At 68.3% G+C, this 18,350-nt stretch carries 17 protein-coding genes; 10 read left to right on the forward strand and 7 right to left on the reverse strand.

Annotated features, from left to right (window positions below; all coding sequences use genetic code 11):
• Positions 1-24: 24 nt before the first annotated feature.
• Positions 25-627, reverse strand: coding sequence for an HNH endonuclease (locus tag AB8808_RS03910; protein WP_369926912.1), 603 nt, complete (start codon positions 625-627; stop codon positions 25-27).
• A gap of 270 nt (positions 628-897) precedes the next feature.
• On the opposite strand from AB8808_RS03910, the gene AB8808_RS03915 reads away from it, so the two are divergent.
• Positions 898-1,656 (forward strand): SapC family protein, encoded by a 759-nt coding sequence (locus AB8808_RS03915; protein WP_369926914.1) that lies wholly within the window; start codon positions 898-900, stop codon positions 1,654-1,656.
• 73 nt (positions 1,657-1,729) lie between these two features.
• Here AB8808_RS03915 and AB8808_RS03920 read toward each other — a convergent pair whose 3' ends face one another.
• The 5 genes from AB8808_RS03920 to AB8808_RS03940 form a co-directional block, all read right to left on the reverse strand.
• On the reverse strand, positions 1,730-2,053 hold the full coding sequence (locus AB8808_RS03920) for a CcdB family protein (protein ID WP_369926915.1): 324 nt from the start codon (positions 2,051-2,053) through the stop codon (positions 1,730-1,732).
• Complete coding sequence (locus AB8808_RS03925; protein ID WP_369926917.1) at positions 2,050-2,307, reverse strand: type II toxin-antitoxin system CcdA family antitoxin; 258 nt, start codon at positions 2,305-2,307, stop codon at positions 2,050-2,052. The genes AB8808_RS03920 and AB8808_RS03925 overlap by 4 nt, the downstream gene beginning before the upstream one ends.
• A gap of 64 nt (positions 2,308-2,371) precedes the next feature.
• On the reverse strand, positions 2,372-2,848 hold the full coding sequence (locus AB8808_RS03930) for a GNAT family N-acetyltransferase (protein ID WP_369926919.1): 477 nt from the start codon (positions 2,846-2,848) through the stop codon (positions 2,372-2,374).
• Between the two features lie 191 nt (positions 2,849-3,039).
• On the reverse strand, positions 3,040-4,815 hold the full coding sequence (locus tag AB8808_RS03935) for an acyl-CoA dehydrogenase C-terminal domain-containing protein (RefSeq protein ID WP_369926921.1): 1,776 nt from the start codon (positions 4,813-4,815) through the stop codon (positions 3,040-3,042).
• Positions 4,816-4,855: 40 nt separating this feature from the next.
• On the reverse strand, positions 4,856-5,356 hold the full coding sequence (locus AB8808_RS03940) for a hypothetical protein (protein WP_369926923.1): 501 nt from the start codon (positions 5,354-5,356) through the stop codon (positions 4,856-4,858).
• A gap of 149 nt (positions 5,357-5,505) precedes the next feature.
• On the opposite strand from AB8808_RS03940, the gene AB8808_RS03945 reads away from it, so the two are divergent.
• The 4 genes from AB8808_RS03945 to AB8808_RS03960 all read left to right on the forward strand — a co-directional run bounded on the left by AB8808_RS03945 (position 5,506) and on the right by AB8808_RS03960 (position 9,891).
• Positions 5,506-5,988, forward strand: a complete 483-nt coding sequence (locus AB8808_RS03945) for an SET domain-containing protein (RefSeq protein WP_369926925.1) — start codon at positions 5,506-5,508, stop codon at positions 5,986-5,988.
• A 100-nt stretch (positions 5,989-6,088) separates the two neighbouring features.
• Positions 6,089-6,634, forward strand: a complete 546-nt coding sequence (locus AB8808_RS03950; RefSeq protein ID WP_369926927.1) for a type 1 glutamine amidotransferase domain-containing protein — start codon at positions 6,089-6,091, stop codon at positions 6,632-6,634.
• 175 nt (positions 6,635-6,809) lie between these two features.
• Entirely contained in the window at positions 6,810-7,823 is a 1,014-nt protein-coding gene (locus tag AB8808_RS03955; protein ID WP_369926929.1) for a hypothetical protein, read from the forward strand.
• 58 nt (positions 7,824-7,881) lie between these two features.
• On the forward strand, positions 7,882-9,891 hold the full coding sequence (locus AB8808_RS03960) for a ribonuclease E domain-containing protein (protein ID WP_369926931.1): 2,010 nt from the start codon (positions 7,882-7,884) through the stop codon (positions 9,889-9,891).
• Positions 9,892-9,898: 7 nt separating this feature from the next.
• Here AB8808_RS03960 and AB8808_RS03965 read toward each other — a convergent pair whose 3' ends face one another.
• Entirely contained in the window at positions 9,899-10,402 is a 504-nt protein-coding gene (locus AB8808_RS03965; RefSeq protein ID WP_369926933.1) for an RDD family protein, read from the reverse strand.
• A gap of 85 nt (positions 10,403-10,487) precedes the next feature.
• On the opposite strand from AB8808_RS03965, the gene xerD reads away from it, so the two are divergent.
• The 5 genes from xerD to AB8808_RS03990 all read left to right on the forward strand — a co-directional run bounded on the left by xerD (position 10,488) and on the right by AB8808_RS03990 (position 17,971).
• The gene (gene xerD, locus AB8808_RS03970; RefSeq protein WP_369926935.1) at positions 10,488-11,426 is read left to right on the forward strand and encodes a site-specific tyrosine recombinase XerD; all 939 of its coding nucleotides are present in this window, start codon (positions 10,488-10,490) and stop codon (positions 11,424-11,426) included.
• Positions 11,427-11,514: 88 nt separating this feature from the next.
• Positions 11,515-12,264, forward strand: coding sequence for a DsbC family protein (locus AB8808_RS03975; RefSeq protein WP_369926937.1), 750 nt, complete (start codon positions 11,515-11,517; stop codon positions 12,262-12,264).
• Positions 12,265-12,337: 73 nt separating this feature from the next.
• Complete coding sequence (gene purL, locus AB8808_RS03980; protein WP_369926938.1) at positions 12,338-16,201, forward strand: phosphoribosylformylglycinamidine synthase; 3,864 nt, start codon at positions 12,338-12,340, stop codon at positions 16,199-16,201.
• Positions 16,202-16,217: 16 nt separating this feature from the next.
• Positions 16,218-17,072 (forward strand): glycosyltransferase family 2 protein, encoded by an 855-nt coding sequence (locus AB8808_RS03985; RefSeq protein WP_369926940.1) that lies wholly within the window; start codon positions 16,218-16,220, stop codon positions 17,070-17,072.
• On the forward strand, positions 17,069-17,971 hold the full coding sequence (locus tag AB8808_RS03990) for a DMT family transporter (RefSeq protein ID WP_369926942.1): 903 nt from the start codon (positions 17,069-17,071) through the stop codon (positions 17,969-17,971). Before AB8808_RS03985 ends, AB8808_RS03990 begins: the two co-directional genes overlap by 4 nt.
• Positions 17,972-18,350: the final 379 nt, after the last annotated feature.

Here is an 18,350-nt window from a genome sequence, read left to right on the forward strand (position 1 = left end):
TTGCGGGCGAAGCCGGGGCAGGGCTCAGGCGGGGCGCCGATCCCGCGGTAAATGACTGACCAGGAACTGCATCTGGTCGGCAAGGATATTGCGATTGGACAGGATCAGGTGCTCGACCCAGCTGGGTCGGTAGGGCACGGCCAGCAGGGGCATGTTGGCCTGCTGCGGGGTACGGTTGCTCTTGCGCAGGTTGCAGGCCAGGCACGCGCTGACCACGTTTTCCCATTCGTCGGCGCCGCGCTTGGACAGGGGAACCACGTGGTCGCGGGTGAGCTCGTGACGCGTGTAGTGGTGGCCGCAGTAAAGGCAGATGTGCCGGTCGCGTGCGAACAGGGCGGTGTTGGTCAGGGCCGGCGCCGGGTCGATCGCGTGCTCGCGGCAATGGCCCGTGCTGGCCACGATGGGGTGGAGGTCCAGCGTGCTCTGCAGGCCGTTGGCCCGGCTGGTGCCGCCATGCACGGTGAGGCACGGGTCGCCCAGGGTCCAGGCCACCACGCCACGGACATAGAGGCAGACCGCATCCTGCCAGCTGATCCAGTCGAGGATGCGGCCGGCGGCGTCGAGCGAGAGCACGCGCGTGGTGTGTAGCGCGGTTACCCTCGGCAGGTCTTCGTGTAGCACTTCCATCGTCATCGGGTTTCGTCCTTCACACGTGCGAAAGAGCGTTCCAGTCAGCCGAACTCCGTGCGGATCGGCTAAGCGATCCCACCCCTGTGAAGCGGGTTTGCCCGAGCATAGCCGATAATTGCGACCGAATTGCACACGCCCGGTATGCTTCTTGCGGGGCTGTGGCGGTCATGCGGCACTGATATAGTGGGGGTTCGTATATGCCTGCGCGGGTTTGGAAGGGGGGCCGGGGTGGCTTCCCAGGTCCGGCGGGTCCATGAGGGTTTCACAGTGGCTGAAGTGCTTTTCTACGAGCGTCCGGTTCCCCTGAACCGCACTGCGCATCGCGATCTCCGCCTCAAGGCGGTGAACAACATCCGTTTCGCGGCCACCGCGCATTCCGTGCCCCTCACGGGCGTCGAGTTCGCGCCCGCTTCGCGCGACGTCCCCATCCTGTTCGCCGGCAACAGCATGGAAGAAGCGGGCCCGATGGCCCTCCTGGGCCTGCGCCAGGGTGAAAACCTGCTGGTCGGCGAGAACGGCTTCTGGGAGCAGGGCCTGTACATCCCGGCCTTCGTCCGCCGTTACCCGTTCGTGCTGGCCGAGAAGCCCGCCGGCACGGAAGGCGACGACTTCACCGTGTTCCTCGACGAAGCCTACGAAGGCTTCAACGAAACCGAAGGCGAGCGCCTGTTCAACGAGGACGGCACCGACGCGCCGGCCCTGACCAACGCCGTGAACTTCCTGGGTGAATTCCAGGACCACGTCGCCCGCACGCAGTGGTTCATGGGCAAGCTGCGCGAGCACGACCTGCTCGAGCCGCGCACCATCACCCTGCAGAAGGAAGGCAAGGGCATCAACCTCAACGGCCTGTTCGTCATCAACGAAGAGAAGCTGCGCGCCCTCGACGAGAAGGTGGCGGGCGAGTTCCTTCGCGAAGGCGCGTTCGGCTGGATCTACGCGCACCTGGTGTCGCTGGCCAACATCGATCGCATGGCCGCACGCCTCGACGTGCGCGAGCAGAAGGAAGGCTCCGTCGCGAAGGTCTGATTGCCTTTGTCGACTGCCGAAGAAAAAGCTGCCCCCGAGGCAGCTTTTTTTTTAAAGCGGATATCCCGGTCGACTATCGATAGCCGACGGAAAAGACTTCATCCAAGGCAGCGATGATGCGATCCGCTTCATCGGTAAGTGACGTCAGGGGCTCGCCAAGGTCGGCACGTGGCACGTTCACCAAGCCCAGCGGCTGAAGCACGACCGCGATGCCCTGGATATTGAAAGTGGGGTTGAAACGAGCGTTTTCTACACGACCGAATTCCGTCGCCCGTACCAGAGGCACGACCAGACGCCGGTGGGATGCCTTGAAAGCATTGCACTGGACGGCTACCACGAAGGGGTATTCACGCGTTCTTCGACCTGGGTTGGCGAACACGTGGAACTGGTCACTCATAGATCGAGGAACTCGTCCCCAAAGGAACCGTTCTTGTCCAGAAACTCGTTCCAGCCGCGCGCTGCACGGTCCAGTGAAGCGGCACGGTCCGCCGCTGCCCCCCGACGCGATTGCAGGAAATCAATCAGCAGGCATTCGACCTGGGCCGAGAGATTGTCCGTCTCTTGCCGTACCTGGGAAACAAGGTCCGAGTTGAGAGTCAGGTTGACCGGTTTCTTCGGTGCCGCAGGATCAACGCCGATGAGTGCAAGCATGACGACCACCTTGGTGAGATAACGGCTCCAAGCTATGCGCATGGATGCGCATAGTCAAGCTTTTTCACCGTACCGGTTTGGCCAGGCGCATCAGGTCGGTGTCGAAGCCATGTTTGACGTACATCTCGCGCGCTCGCTCGTTGCCGGGGAACACGGCCAGGGTTACGAACTGGCAGCGGTGCTCCTTGGCCCAGGTATAGGCGTGGTCGAGCAGGAACGTGCCGACGCCGTCGCCTTCGTGCTCCTTGGCCACGGCGATATCGGAGATGTGGCAGTTGTCGCGGTGGGTGAAGAAATCCTTGGTTTTCTGCAGGTGGACGAAGCCGACCGGCTCGCCGTCCTGGTTCTCGGCGACGAAGATGTAGCTGTTGGACGGCTGCTCGTCGAGGTGCCTGACCAGGTCGGCTTCGATGCCCTTGAGGCAGTCCGTCTTCGTGCGGCCGTTGGGCAGCGGAAAGTCGACGAAACGATGGATCAGGCCAAGGATGAACTCGTCATCGTCGCTTTCGGCGAGACGGATCAGGAACGGGGAATCGCTCATCGTGTCGGGCGCCGCTGCGGTGGGGAGACTGGCCGGTAGCCTTTTCTACACCTTCGGGGGGTGTGGGAAAAGCCCCCTTTGGCGGTGCGGCGAGGGGGCGCTGCCGCGGGATCGCCGGCATCGCCGCCTCCTACAAAGGGGCGCGGCGATCAAGACGGGCAAAAAGGATGCCGCACCGATGACGCCATGCGTCAGAGCAATTCCGGCAGGGTGGCTACGCCGGCTTCGATCGCGGCCTTGTGCATGTGGATGCGCGGGAGGATGCGGCTGAAATAGAAGCCGGCGGTATCGCGCTTGGCCTGCTTTCCGTGCGCGGACAGGCGTGAGCCCTCGGCGGCCAGCACGCTGCGGGCCCAGCAGTAGGCCAGGGTGACGTAGCCGGACAGGTACAGGTAATCCACCGCGGCGGCGCCGAGTTCTTCCGGGTTGGCCTGTGCGTTCCTGGCGATGGCCTGGGTGAGATCGCCCCAGGTCTTGGCGGCGATCGCCAGCGGGCCGATGAAGGGCCTGAGCGTGTCGTTGTCCTGGTGCGCCTGGCAGAACGCCGATATCTCGCCGAGGAAATGCTTCAGGCCCGCACCCTGCAACTGCATGACCTTGCGGCCGAGCAGGTCCAGCGCCTGGATCTGCGTGGTGCCTTCGTACAGCGTGATGATGCGGGCATCGCGGACGAACTGCTCCATGCCGTGTTCGGCGATGTAACCGTGGCCACCGAAGATCTGCAGGGCTTCCTTGGTGCACTCCTGCGCGGCTTCGGTAAGCAGGCCCTTGGCGATGGGAATCAGGAAGGAAAGCAGTTCGCCCGCTTCCTTGCGTGCCTGCGGATCGGGATCGCGCGCTTCGATGTCGCCCTGCAACGCGGCATAGGCGGTGAGCACACGACCGCCCTCGACGAAGGCGCGCTGGGTGAGCAGCATGCGGCGCACGTCCGGGTGGACGGTGAGCGGATCGGCCGCTTTTTCCGGCAGTTTCGCCCCGGACAGTGCACGCATCTGCAGGCGCTCGCGGGCGTAGTGCAGGCTGTTCTGCAAGGCGCGCTCGGAAACCGCCAGGCCCTGGATGCCCACCGCGAGGCGCGCGGCATTCATCATCGTGAACATCGCCACCAGGCCCTTGTGCGCCGGCCCGACCAGCCAGCCCTCGGCGTCGTCGAAGTTCATGACGCAGGTGGCCGAGCCCCTGATGCCCATCTTGTGCTCGATGGCGCCGGCCGTCACGGCGTTGCGTTCGCCGAGCGCGCCGTCCTTGCCGACCTTGAACTTCGGCACCACGAGCATCGAGATGCCGCGGCTGCCGGCGGGTGCGTCGGGCAAGCGTGCCAGCACGAGGTGCACGATGTTCTCGACGAAATCGTGCTCGCCCGCGCTGATGAAGATCTTGGTGCCGGTGACGCGGTAGCTGCCGTCGTCGTTGGGCTCGGCGCGGGTCTTGAGCAGGCCCAGATCGGAGCCCGCCTGGGGTTCGGTGAGGCACATCGTGCCGGTCCAGCGGCCTTCCACCAGCGGCTTCAGGAAGACCTCCTGCTGCCAGGCATCGCCATGGTGCTCGAGCGCGTCGGTGGCGCCGTGCGAGAGCAGCGGGTAGATGCCCCAGGCCAGGTTGGCCGAGTCGATCATTTCCTTGGTCAGCGCGCCGAGCACGATGGGCAGCCCCTGGCCGCCGAACGTCTCGTTGGCGGTCAGCCCGGCCCAGCCGCCATCCGCGTACTGACGATAGGCTTCCTTGAACCCCTTGGGCGTGGTGACCGACGCGGTGGCCTTGTCGTAGTGGCAACCTTCCTGGTCGCCACTGGCGTTCAACGGTGCCAGCACCTGTTCGTTGAAGCGCGCCGCTTCGTCGAGCACGGCGTCCAGCAGGTCGCGCGCGTGCGCTTCGCCGCCATCCAGGCGGGCCAGCACGGCCTCTGCGCCCAGCACGTCGTAAAGGGCGAAACGCATATCGTCGAGGGGGGCTTTGTAGAGCGTCATGTCGGGGTCCTGGCGTCGCGGCGGGCGCGGCTGGGTGGGATCAGGGAGAGCGATAGGTATCGGGTATGCCGGGCACCGGCGACAGCCAGTTGCGCCCGTGCACCTCGAAGGAGCGGGGCGCCTTTTCCTGCTCCGGCAACGCGCCGATATGGCCGTCGATGGTGTAGGGAAGCGAGCCGGCGCTGCCCTTGGCAGCCAGTTCGGTCAGCGCGCGGCTCATCTCCGGCGTGGGCACGAGGTCCATGCGGGCCACGTCGGCGGCGAACGAGGGGATGTCCTGGTCGACCTTCACATCCATCAGCACGCCGCTCAGGTCACCGACGCGCAGGGTGCCCTGAAAGCTCTGGAAGGCCATGCCGCCGTAGCTGTTGTTGCGGATGCGCAGCGTCAGGTGCCAGACGCCGCCCGGCTTGGCGGTGACCTCCTGCAGCGTCACCGCGGGGGGGAACACGCTTTTCCTCGCGGGGCCGCAGGCAGCCAGCAGCAGCACGCAGGCGATGGGCATGAGGCGGGCAAGGCAGGTGCGAACGGTCGGGATCATTCCCTGGGTTTCCACGGGCAGCGACGAACAGGGGCCGATGGTAGCGCCGGGCCCCCGGGCGCGCGAGACATGCGTTTCAAACGCGGTTCCCAAGCGGGGAGGTAGCAGGCATCATCAGCGCTTATCTTCCAAGACACCGATTGCCGCCCATGACCCGACGCATCGCCGCACGACGTTCGCCCATTCACGGAAACGGCGTCTTCGCCACCGCGCCCATCAAGGCCGGCGAAGAGATCGTCGAATACAAGGGTGACATCATCACCCACGCCCAGGCCGACAAGAAATACGGCGATGGCGGTGAGACCGGACACACCTTCCTGTTCACGCTCAACGAAAAATACATCGTCGACGGCAACAGCAACGGCAATACGGCCCGCTGGATCAACCACGGCTGCGATCCCAACTGCCAGGCCGTGATCGAGGAAGCCGTCGAAGGCAAGCCGTCGAAGAAGGATCGCGTGCTGATCGAGGCGCTTCGCGACATCGCGCCCGGCGAAGAACTCACCTACGACTACGGCATCACGCTGGACATGCCGCACACCGCGCGCCTGAAGAAGATCTGGGCCTGCTTGTGCGGTTCGCCAAAATGCATCGGCACGATGCTGAAACCCAAGAGCAAGGCCGCGGCCTGACGCGTCCGCCGCGACTGCTCACGATGCGGCGACACATGCGCGACGCCGTGCTCATGTCGTCGCATCCATCCTCGGACCACACTTATCCGAGGAGACATCCATGGCGAACACATCACTCGACGGCCGTCGCATCGCGGTGCTTGCCACCGACGGTTTCGAACAGTCGGAGCTGACCGAGCCGAAGCGCCTGCTGGAAGAAGCGGGTGCCAAGGTCGATGTCATCGCGCCGGGCGGCGCATCGCAGATCAAGGCCTGGGACAAGAAGGACTGGGGCATCAGCGTGAACGTGGACGTCGCGCTCGATAAGGCCGATGCCGGTTCCTACGATGCGCTGGTACTGCCCGGTGGCGTGATCAATCCGGACAACCTGCGCACGGACGATACCGTGCTCGCCTTCGTCAAGGCGGTGGCGTCGTCGGGCAAGCCGGTGGCGGCGATCTGCCACGGCCCGTGGACGCTCATCAACGCCGGCCTTGTCGATGGCAAGAAGATCACCTCGTGGCCCTCGCTGAAGCAGGACCTGAGCAACGCCGGCGCCCGTTGGGAAGACAGCGAGGTGGTCACGGACGGTAACCTCATCACCAGCCGCAAGCCGGACGACATTCCCGCGTTTGCCAAGGCCGTGATCGCGTCGCTGGCCGGCTGAGCCCGTGTTGTGACGCGGGAACCGCGGGCCCCGCCATGACGGGGCCCGCTTTGCGTCGGGGCGCAAGGGGAATCTTCGCCGTTCCACGTGGTCAGAAAGCCCGGGCACACGCCCTGCTTACCCCTGACGGGCTAAGCTCCGCGACTTTCCATGGCCCGAAGGGACCCCACCGCGCGTGCACTACCCCGGCAAGGCCCCTCCGTCGTTCGTCGAGACCCACCGGCTCCCCGCCGGTGACGAGGCGTGGCCGAACGGGTTGAAGCCGCTCGATCCCGACACGCTGGCCGCGCTGCGCGCCATGCGGCAACGGCGACCCGCGCCGCGTGACAGGTTGAGCGTTTCGCTGGCCGTCGCCGCCGCCATCGTTCTCCATCTCCTGCTGATCGTCGTGGTCAGCTACGAGATGCAGCCCCGGGTGCAGATCGGCTTCTATGTGCCGCACGGGCCGCCCGACGTGCTCGAGGTGCGCTTCATCGACCGGGCGCCGCCTCCCGCGGCCCCCGCAGCCGCCCCGCCGCCGCCGGTTACCGAGCCGCCGCCGAAGGTGCGCTCGGCCGAAGCCACGCGTCCCGAACCGCCGCCGCGCAAGAAGAAACCGGACGAGGCCACCCCCACCGTGACGCCGCCCGACGCGGCCCCGACGACGGCGCCCGCAGCCAGTGGCGTCTTCAGTGCCGACGGCTCGATCGCGCTGCCCAAGGGGACGCCGGGATCGGGCGGCTCCGATTACACGCCGCCCCGGCCGACGGATGCGGCGGGCGTGATGTCGCACAAGACCACGGTGACCTATACGCAGACCCGGTTCGAGAAGGACTGGGCGCCACGCGACGAGAACGTGCTCAGCCAGGGCATGCGCCGGGCCATCGAAAAGACCACGGTGAAGAAGACGGTGGACCTTGGGCACGGGGTGCGGGTGAACTGCTCCACGGTGTTCTTCGTGCTGCCCGTGGGCTGCGGTGGCGAAGACCCGTCGAAGGCGGCGCACAAGGACGGCGACACGCGCCTGAACATGGCGCCGGCCAACCCGCTGGTGAAGGACCTGCCCGGCGCCGTTCCCGCGCGTGGCGAGGCGGAGTGCATCGCCGCCTACCGCCGGGACGAGCGCGTGCCCGAAGGGTGTCCGACCGATACGCCGCTAAAGGCGATGGACCAGGAGAACGCCGAGCGGGCGCGACGCACGGGGAACTGAGGTCGCCCACGCAGGGCGCGATTGTGCGGCGCCGCGGGAGCGGGGACACTAGCGCCCGATGCCGACCCTCCTGCCACCGGACAACGCGCCGGACGCCGATCCTGCACCGCCCCTCGCGCCGCGCGACGCGGCGCTGCACGCGATCGTCTACCGCCAGCACCTGCGCCGGAAGCCCGGTGCCAGCGGGCGGCGTATCGCCGGCTGGGTCGGCACCCTGCTCATCCACCTGGCGTTCCTGTTCGGGATGATCCTGGGGCCGGCGTACGATGTGCTGCCGCCGCCCCCGGAGCCGGCGCATCCCGATGCGCTGCAAGTGCGGCTGATCGACAAGCCACCACCGCCCGTGCCGCCTGTACGCGGCACGCCGTCCACGGCACCCGTGGCGAAGGTGAAATACACCACCAAGTGGTCCACCGCGGCCAGTCGCGCGGCGCAGGGCGCGCATGCCTCGGCCGTCGCCGCGGCGCGCACGCCGTCGCGTCCCGCCGTGGCCTCACCGGCCGCGCCGGCACCGAAGGTGAAGGCCGCGCCGAAGCCGGCCGCGCCGCCACCCAGCGTCGTCGCCGTGGCCGATCGTCCCGTGGTGCAGCCGAAGGCGCCGCCCCCGCAGCCGGAGCTGGAAAAGGTGCCCGTGCCGACCCAGGCACCCCCGGACCTCGCGATGGACACGCCCCAGCCGACCGTCGTGCCGCCGCGGTTCCAGCCCGAGCCCGTGCGTCGCCCCCAGGCCGAGGGACAGGCCCCGATGCCGCCGCCGGCCTCGCTGTCGATCCCGCCGACCCCGGCCGCGCAGATGGCGGTGACCCCCGCGCCACCGACGATCACCGCCGAACGGACCACACCCGTGCCGACCACGGCGATGACGCTCGCCACAGTGCCGCGACCGGAGGTGGAGACCAGCGCCGCACCGCCGACGCCCCAGGACGCGCCCTTGCCCAAAGTGTCCACGGAGGCGGCCGTGCCCCATCCCGACCTGACCGTGGACACACGCCCGGTGCCGCCGCGTGTATCGGTACAGAGCGTCGTGCAGGCCCTGCCCGTCGAGGCCGAGTCGGAGCTGGCGGCCGTGCCGTTGCCGGATGCCGTGACCAGGCCGTCGGTCTCGGCGCCGGTAAGCGCCGTGGAACGCCCTGCGGTGCAGGCGCCTGCCGTCACACCGGGGGATATCCAACGCCCGGTGGCTGGCGCGGATACCGCTCCCGCGGCGCCCGGACAGGCACCGGGCGATACCTCGGCCGGCCAGTCCACCGCCCAGGCGGCCGCCACGCAGGGCAAGCAGGGCAGTCATTCCCCCGCCGAAGCCGTACAGGGCCAGTCGGCCGGCAAAGCCTCGCCTGGCGACGTCGACGTGTCCGGTTCGAACACGCCGGGGGCATCGCAGGTGTCCGGCAAGCCGGGTGCGGCGAAGGGTGCGGACGAGGGCACTCGACTGACCGGCGCCGACGGCACCTCGCAGCGCAGCGACGGCGTGGCAGGCGGGCAGGGCGACAAGACCGGCCCGGTCGGCGCGTATACCGAACTGAAACCGCGCGGCAACCTCATTCTGCAGAACGGCGCGCGTGTGCACGTCGACTACAAGGCCACCCGCTTCGACAACGACTGGACGCCCAAGGGCGAAAGCTCGGTCGACACCGCGCTTCGCCACGGCGTGGAGGCCACCACGGTAAAGGCCACCGTCTCCTTGCCTCGCGGTATCCGCCTCAACTGCACCGCCGGTCCGGGCAATGCCGGTGCGAAGGGTGCGGGCAGTCCGGGCATGAGCGCGATATCGCTTTTCACGCTGGGCTGCAGTGGCGGCGACGGCCCGCCGAAGCCGGCCAGCCAGGACGCCGTGGCCCGCACGCAGACCATGGCGCCGGCAAAACCGCTGGCCGAGAACCTGCCGCCGGCGAACAGTGCCACGGTGGCCGCTGCGCCCGCGGCGTTCGACAACACAGCGCTTTGCACTACCGCACGCGTCACCGGTGGCCCGCTGCCGCCGGGCTGCGAGGCGTCGATCAAGATCAACGTGCCCGTGGCCTCACCGGCGTCGGGCTCGTGGGTGCCGGCGAGCGATCAGTTCAAGTAAGCGGCCGTCATGGAGCCAGCGGGCGTATCTCGGTGCCCGCGGCCATGTCGTGCAGCGCGCGGCGGCGACGGTCCACCAGCGCCGGAAGCAACAGGATGGCCCAGCCGACGAGCGGCGCCCACAGCGCCGCGCGCAGCGAGGTCAGCGGAAAGATCAGTACCAACGCCAGGGGCAGTGCCGCGACGGCTAGCCGCACGAGGCCCCGCCCCCAGCCGACCGGTTCGCCCCGCGCATCGGTGACGCGGATGCGCCATGGCCGCATGCCCAGGGTCTGTCCGCCGCGCACCCACGACAGCAGGAAATACATACCCACGACCACGCCCTGCAACGGCTGATACCACCAAGTCAGCGGGCGGCCGTGCGTGCCGAACAGCTGCCCGCCCGTGGCCATCTGCGCGAGCAGGCCCACCACCATGACGATCGCCACGACCGCGAGCGCGTCGTAGACGATCGCCGCAAAACGGCGCCAGACGGGGGCGGGGGCAGCGGCGGGTGATGAGGGGGGTGGCATGCGCGGGCCTCGCGGAAACGAAGGGCCATTGTAGAGGCGGCCGCGGTGACATCCGCCACCGTCGGACGCATGCGATGATTCCGCCATGCCCACGGAAACTCCGACACCCGCCACCCGTACCGATGCTGTCGTGGATGCCGATGACGCCCGCCTGATTGCCCGCTTCATCGAGCGCATCTGGTCGGAGGATGGCCTGGCCGAGCGCACGCTGGAGGCGTACCGACGCGACCTCGAAGGCCTGGGGCGCTGGCTCGCCGCGCGGGGCAAGTCGCTCGCCACGGCCGGGCGCGAGGATATCTCGGCTTACCACGGCAGCCAGCCGGTGGCCGTGCGCAGCATGGCGCGGCGGCAGTCCGCATTCCGCCGGTTCTACACGCAGCTGGCGCGCGACGACGGTGCCACCGACGATCCCACCTTGCTCATGCAGCGACCGCGGATGCCGCGCGGGTTGCCCAAGGCGCTGGCCGAGCGCGAGATCGAGTCGCTGATCGTCGCGCCGGATGTGTCGACCCCGCTGGGCCAGCGCGACCGCGCCATGCTTGAATTGATGTACTCCTCCGGCCTGCGTGTGTCCGAACTGGTCGACCTGCCGCTGGCGGGACTGAACACCCGGCAAGGCGTGTTGCGGGTCACCGGCAAGGGCGACAAGGATCGCCTGGTGCCGGTGGGTGAAGAGGCGTTGCGCCACGTGGAGACGTACCTGCGCGAGGCCCGCCCGGGACTGGCGAAGGGCCACGGCCAACCGGCGGCGCTGTTCCTTTCCCGGCGCGGCGGCGCGCTCACCCGGCAGATGTTCTGGACCCTGGTGAAGCGCTATGCGGTGCAGGTCGGCATCCCGTCGAAGCGTGTGTCCCCCCATGTGCTGCGTCATTCCTTCGCCACGCACCTGCTCAACCATGGCGCCGACCTGCGCGCCCTGCAGATGCTGCTGGGCCACAGCTCGCTCAGCACCACGCAGATCTACACGCTGGTCGCCAAGGAGGGCCTCAAGCGCCTTCACGCCCAGCACCACCCGCGTGGCTGAGAGCCGTGCCACAATCCGGGGAACCGAAAGCGGCGACCGTGTTCAAAGTCGGTCCCGCATCCCCACGGTGACAGATGGAGTCGTACCGATGTTGAAGAAGATCCTCCCGGCGCTGCTGGCTGGCGCGGTCGCCATGACGGCGCACGCGGCCGATGACACCCAGGCCGTGCGTGCCGCCGTCGAATCGCTGGCCCCCGGTATCAAGGTGGACAGCATCGCCGCCGCGCCCATGCCCGGTTTCTACCAGGTAGTGGCCTCCGGGCGCATGGTCTACGTCAGTGCGGACGGCCGGTACATGCTCAACGGCAACCTGATCGACCTGAAGGCCAAGACCGACCTGAGCGCCGCCAGCTGGGCCGCCACGCGCAAGGTGGAGCTGGCCAAGGTGCCGGCTTCGCAGCGTCTGGTCTATGCCCCGGCCAACCCGAAGCACACGGTCACGGTGTTCACCGATGTCGACTGCGGTTTCTGCCGCCAACTGCATGCCCACATTGACGAATTCAACAAGCAGGGTATCGCGGTCGAATACGTGTTCTGGCCGCGCGAGGGCCTGAAGACCACCTCGGGCAACGACACTCCGTCGTATACCAAGGCCGTATCGGTCTGGTGCAGCGCCGATCGCAAGAACGCCTTCAACCAGGCCATGAGCGGCGCCACGCCCAAGGCCGCCACCTGCGCCAACCCGGTGAAGGACGAATTCGAGCTGGGCGAGCGGCTCGGCGTGAACGGCACCCCCACCATCGTGACCGAGAACGGTGACGTGGTCGGCGGTTACGTCACCCCCGCGCAGTTGCTCCAGGCACTGCAGGCCCCGGCCGGCACCGTCCGCGGCGGGTGATCCTGCGCGGCCGATGTTGCCGCGCAACATCATGTAGAATGGGCGTTTTCCTTCAGCGCCTATTCTCCCCCGCATGATCGCACTCGACGGGCAGAGCGCCCTCTCACCGTTTCGCCTCGAACGACTGAACGCCCACCTGGATGCCCTGCATCACGGGACGCGGGTGCAGGCCGCCTGGTTCACTTATTTCGTCGATGTCGCCGCCCCGCCGGAAGGCGAGGCCCGTGCGCGCCTGCTGGCGGTGCTGGAGGCGAAAGCCGCCGCGCCCGACGATGCCACGTTCTGGATCGTGCCGCGCCTTGGCACGATCTCGCCGTGGTCCAGCAAGGCTACCGACATCCTGCATGGCGCCGGTTTCGACGTGCGCCGCGTGGAGCGCGGCACCGCCTGGCGGGTCACCGGCATGCCCGAGGCCGACCACCCGGCCCACGCCGCGGTCATGGCCTCGTTCTGCGATCCCATGGTGCAGTCGCCGCTCGCCCACCTCGACGCCGCCAACGGCCTGTTCCTGGTCGGCGAGCCGGGTCCGCTGGGCCATGTCGACCTGGGCGACGATGCCAGCGCGGCCCTGTCGGCCGCCAACCGCGAGCTCGGCCTCGCCCTGGCGGATGACGAAATCGCCTACCTGGCCGAGCGCTACGCCGAGATGGGTCGCGCCCCGACCGACGCCGAACTGATGATGTTCGCGCAGGCCAACTCCGAGCACTGCCGGCACAAGGTGTTCAACGCCACCTGGACGCTCGACGGCCAGGCGCAGGACATCTCGCTGTTCGGCATGATCAAGAACACCCACCAGCACTCGCCCGAGCACACGTTGTCGGCCTACCACGACAACGCCGCCGTGATTGCCGGCTACGACGGCCAGCGCCTGTTCGTCGATCCGGCGGACGGCGTGTTCCGCAAGGTGGCCGAATCGGCGCCGTACGCGATCAAGGTCGAGACGCACAACCATCCCACGGCCATCGCGCCCTGGCCGGGTGCGGCCACCGGTGCCGGTGGCGAGATCCGCGACGAGGGCGCCACCGGTCGCGGCGGCAAGCCCAAGGCCGGCCTCACCGGGTTCTCCGTGTCGCACCTGCGCATCCCCGGGCTGCCTCGGCCGTGGGAAAAGGAACGCCCGCTGCCACCGCGCATGGCCTCGGCTTTCGAGATCATGCGCGACGGCCCGCTGGGCGCCGCCGCGTTCAACAACGAGTTCGGCCGTCCCGCGCTGGGCGGCTATTTCCGCACCTTCGAGCAGGAAACCGGCGAGAAGGGCGTGCGCCGCGGCTACGACAAGCCGATCATGATCGCCGGTGGCCTGGCGGCCATCCGGCCGGACCACGTGCAGAAGCGCAAGGTGCGGCCCGGTGACAAGGTCATCGTGCTGGGCGGTCCGGCGATGCTGATCGGCCTGGGTGGCGGTGCCGCGTCCTCGGTGTCCTCGGGCACGTCCAGCGCGGAGCTGGACTTCGCCTCCGTGCAGCGCGACAACCCCGAAATGGAACGCCGCTGCCAACAGGTGATCGATGCCTGCTGGGCGCGTGGCGACCACAATCCCATCGTCAGCATCCACGACGTGGGCGCGGGTGGTGTGTCCAACGCCATTCCCGAGATCCTCAACGACGCCGGCGTCGGCGGCATCATCGACCTGTCGAAGCTGCCCTGCGACGACCCCACGCTCTCGCCCATGCAGGTGTGGAGCAACGAGTCGCAGGAACGCTACGTGCTGGCCATCGGCGCGGAAGACCTGCCGCTGTTCGAGTCGTTCTGCTCGCGCGAGCGCTGCCCGTACGCGGTGGTCGGCGACGCGACGGAAGAAGCGCGCCTGATCGTCCGCGATACGCGGCGCGACATCACCGTGATCGACCTGGGCATGGATGTCCTGTTCGGCAAGCCGCCGCGCATGCATCGCGATGCCGTGCGCGTGAAGCCGCGCGTCGACCTGGTCGCCGATCTCACCGGCATCGGCATGAACGAGGCGCTGCTGCGCGTGCTTCGCCTGCCCGCCGTCGGCAGCAAGAGCTTCCTCATCACCATCGGCGACCGCACGGTCGGCGGCCTCAATGCCCGCGATCCCATGGTCGGCCCGTGGCAGGTGCCGGTAGCCGATGTTGCCGTCACCATGACCGACTTCGACGGCTATGCCGGTGAAGCCATGGCGATGGCCGAGCGTGCGCCGGTGGCGCTGCTGTCCAGCGCCGACGCCGCGCGCATGGCCGTGGGCGAGGCGATCACCAATCTGGCGGCGGCCTCGCTCAAGCTGGACGAAGTGCGCCTGTCCGCCAACTGGATGGCCGCGGTGAACCACCCCGGCGAAGACGCCGCCCTGTTCGACGCGGTCAAGGCCGTCGGCATGGAGCTGTGTCCGTCGCTGGATATCTCGGTGCCGGTCGGCAAGGACTCCCTGTCCATGCAGACGGTATGGACCGACGAGACCGGCAAGGCGCAGAAGACCGTGTCGCCGGTGTCGCTGGTCATCACCGGCTTCGCCCGCGTCGACGACGTGCGTCGCACGCTCACCCCGCAGCTGAAGACCGACCGTGGCGATACCGAACTCTGGCTGATCGACCTGGGTGCCGGCCGCGATCGCCTCGGCGGCTCCGCGCTCACCCAGGTGTTCAACCGCGGCGGCGGCGTGCCGCCCGACCTCGACGACCCGAAGCGCCTGCGCGCCATGTTCGAGCTTATCCAGGAGGCCAATCGCTCCGGTCTGCTGCTGGCCTATCACGATCGCTCGGACGGCGGCGCCATCGTCACCTTGCTGGAGATGGCTTTCGCCGGTCGCTGCGGCCTGGAACTGCGCCTGGACGGCTGGGCCGACGCCATGCTGCGCGCGCTGTTCAACGAGGAACTGGGCGCGGTGGTGCAGGTGGCCTCGGCCAATCGCGAGGCCTTCGAAGCCCTGGTGGTGAAGCACGGTCTCACCGGCATGACCCACATGGTCGGCCGTCCGAAGGAAAAACTGGGCATCAAGCTGCATCTGAACGGCGAAACCCCGTTCAAGTGGAACTGGACCGAGCTGTTCCGCGCCTGGAACGAAACCAGTTACGCCATGCAGCGCCTGCGTGACAACCCGCACAGCGCCGACCAGGAAAGCGACTGGCGCCTCGACGATGCCGATCCGGGTATCTCGCCGAAGCTGACCTTCGACCCCTCGGTGGACATCGCCGCGCCGCTCATCCTTTCCGGCAAGCGGCCCCGCGTGGCCATCCTGCGCGAGCAGGGCGTCAACGGCCAGGTGGAGATGGCGGCGGCGTTCGATCGCGCGGGCTTCGACGCCGTCGACGTGCACATGACCGACCTCGCCAGCGGCCGTCATCACCTGAAGGATTTCGTCGGCCTTGCGGCCTGCGGCGGGTTCTCCTACGGCGATGTGCTGGGCGCGGGTCGCGGCTGGGCCACGTCCATCCTCTACAACGACGCGCTGCGCGAGCAGTTCGCCCGTTTCTTCGAGGACGGCACCCGCTTCGCACTGGGTGTGTGCAACGGCTGCCAGATGATGTCGCAGCTGAAGGACATCATTCCGGACGCCCGCCACTGGCCGCAGTTCCTGCGCAACCAGTCCGAGCAGTACGAAGCGCGCGTGGCCACGCTGGAAATCCTCGATTCGCCCAGCGTCTTCTTCCGCGGCATGGCCGGCTCGCGCATTCCCGTGGCCGTGGCGCATGGCGAAGGCCGGGTCTATTTCCCGAATGTGTGCAGCCCGTCGAAGAGCCACGGCGTGGCGCGTTTCGTCGACAACCGTGGCCGACCGACGGAAGGCTACCCGCTCAACCCGAACGGTTCGCCGGGCGGCCTGGCGGCGTTCACCGCGGCGGACGGTCGCGTCACCATCATGATGCCGCATCCGGAACGCGTGTTCCGCAGCGCGCAGCTGAGCTGGCACCCGGAGCAGTGGGGCGAGGATTCCCCCTGGATGCGGATGTTCCGCAACGCCCGCGTCTGGGTCGGCTGATCCGCCGCACGCCACGGTGACCACGTCCGACCTCACCAGTGTCATCGTCGTCCTCGCGGACAGTGGCCCGTTCACCCGCGAGTGCGTCGAGCACGCACTCGCCAGCGATGTGCCGGTCGAGGTCGTCGTCGTCGACAACGGCTCGGCCGACGGCGTGCCCGAATCCCTGGATCGCGCGTACGCACGCGACGAGCGCGTCCGTGTGGTCTACAACCGGGCCAACCTGGGCTTCGGCGCGGCGGTGAACCGCGGCGCGCTGCATGCGCGCGGCGAGCGCCTGCTGGTATTGAATCCCGACTGCCTGGTGCAGCCCGATACCCTGGCGCGCATGATCGCCTATATGGACGTCCATACGGGCATCGTGGGCGCGGTGGTGTGCGACAGCGAAGGGCATCCCGATCCCGCATCGCGGCGACGCGATCCCCTGCTGGCACGCGCACTGCGTACGAAGCTGGGGCGCGGCGGCGATGGCGGCATCGACATCCGCGGGCCGATGCCCCAGGGCGCCGAAGAGGTCGAGATCGTTTCCGGCGCCATCCTGCTGATCCCGCGCAATGTGTTCGAGCGGGTGGGCGGCTTCGACGAAACCTTCTTCCTCCACTGCGAGGACATGGACCTGTGCCGTCGCGTGCGTGACGGCGGTTATCGCGTGCTGCTGGCCGGCGACGTACAGGTGCTGCACGGCAAGGGCGGGTCCAGTCGCCACCGGCCGGTATTCGTCAGTCGGCACAAGCATCGCAGCATGTACCTGTGGTTCCGGCGCCACGACCCGGCCGCGCGCAACCCGTTCGTGCGGATGGTCGTGTGGCTGGGCATCTGGGCGCACTTCGTCGTCAAGATTCCCGGTCAGCTGTCACGCCGGCGCCGGTGAGCGCCGCAAAGGGCACCGGCGTCGCCACTTTGGGCCTGCTCGCCGTCACGGCGATCTGGGGCTCCACCTTCGTGCTCATCAAGGATGTCGTCGGCCGCATGGCGGTGGTCGATTTCCTCGCTGTCCGTTTTGCCATCGCCGCCGTCGTCATGCTGGCGGTGTTCGCCGTGCCGGTGTGGAGGCTGGGCCGCGTCGAGCGCTGGCGTGGCCTCGGGTTGGGCGTGCTCTACGGCTTCGCGCAATGGTTGCAGACCGAAGGCCTGGCGCTCACCTCGCCCAGCGTCAGCGGTTTCGTCACCGGCATGTATGTCGTCATCACGCCCATCCTCGCCCTGCTGCTGTTCCGCCAGCGCATGCCGGTAAGCACCTGGTTCGCCGCCGTGCTGGCGACGGTGGGGCTCGGCGTGCTGGCGTTGAACGGCTTCACCGTCGACCTGGGCGTGCTACTGACGCTGGCGTCGGCGGCGCTGTATGCGCTGCATATCGTGGGGCTGGGCCACTGGTCGAAGCCCGGCAGCGCGTTCGGCATGTCCGCGGTGCAGATGGTCGGCATCGCCGCGGTCTGCCTTGCCGCCACCGCTCCCCACCACGGTCCGGCGTGGCCGCCCGACGGCAAGGCATGGGTGGCGGTGCTGTACATGGCGCTGATCGCGGGCGCGTTCGCCCTGCTGGTGCAGACCTGGGCGCAGGCGCACATGCCCGCCACGCGCGCGGCCATCGTGATGACCACCGAGCCGGTATTCGCGGCGGGGTTTGCCGTGGTGCTGGGGGTGGATGCGCTGACGGTGCGGATGGTGGTCGGTGGCGGTCTGGTCTTGGTGGCGATGTATCTGGTGGAGCTGGCGCCGCGTTTTCGTCGGCGGCGGTCGGCGGAGGCGTTGCATCATGAGGTGGGGTAGGGGGGGGCGTTGCATCATGAGGTGGGGTAGGGGGGGCGTTGGAGCAAGAGCCGGCGGGTAGCCCCCTCGGTGCCACGCCTGCGGCGACCCGTCGTGGAAAGCCGCTAGCGCGGCCGTGTCTTTGATTCGCGCACATCGTGCGCTCCTACCCGCGGCCGTTTGTCTATGGCCCTTCGGGCCGGGTCGGGCTTCGCACAGGGGTTCTCGACTCGACATCCTGTCTCGCGAGAACGGCCGGCCGTCCTGGCCGGCCCCCTTCGGGCCTGATCTGTGCGAAGCCCTCGCCTGCGGCTACCGGCCTCGAGGGGGCTACCCGCCGGCTCTTCCGAAGACTGAGGCAGGTTGTGACGCGAGCGGTCGCAGAGTTGCAGGGTATGGC

Origin of the sequence: Xanthomonas sp. NCPPB 2632 (assembly GCF_041228075.2) — a bacterium.
In the GTDB taxonomy this organism is placed as follows: Bacteria; Pseudomonadota; Gammaproteobacteria; order Xanthomonadales; family Rhodanobacteraceae; genus Luteibacter.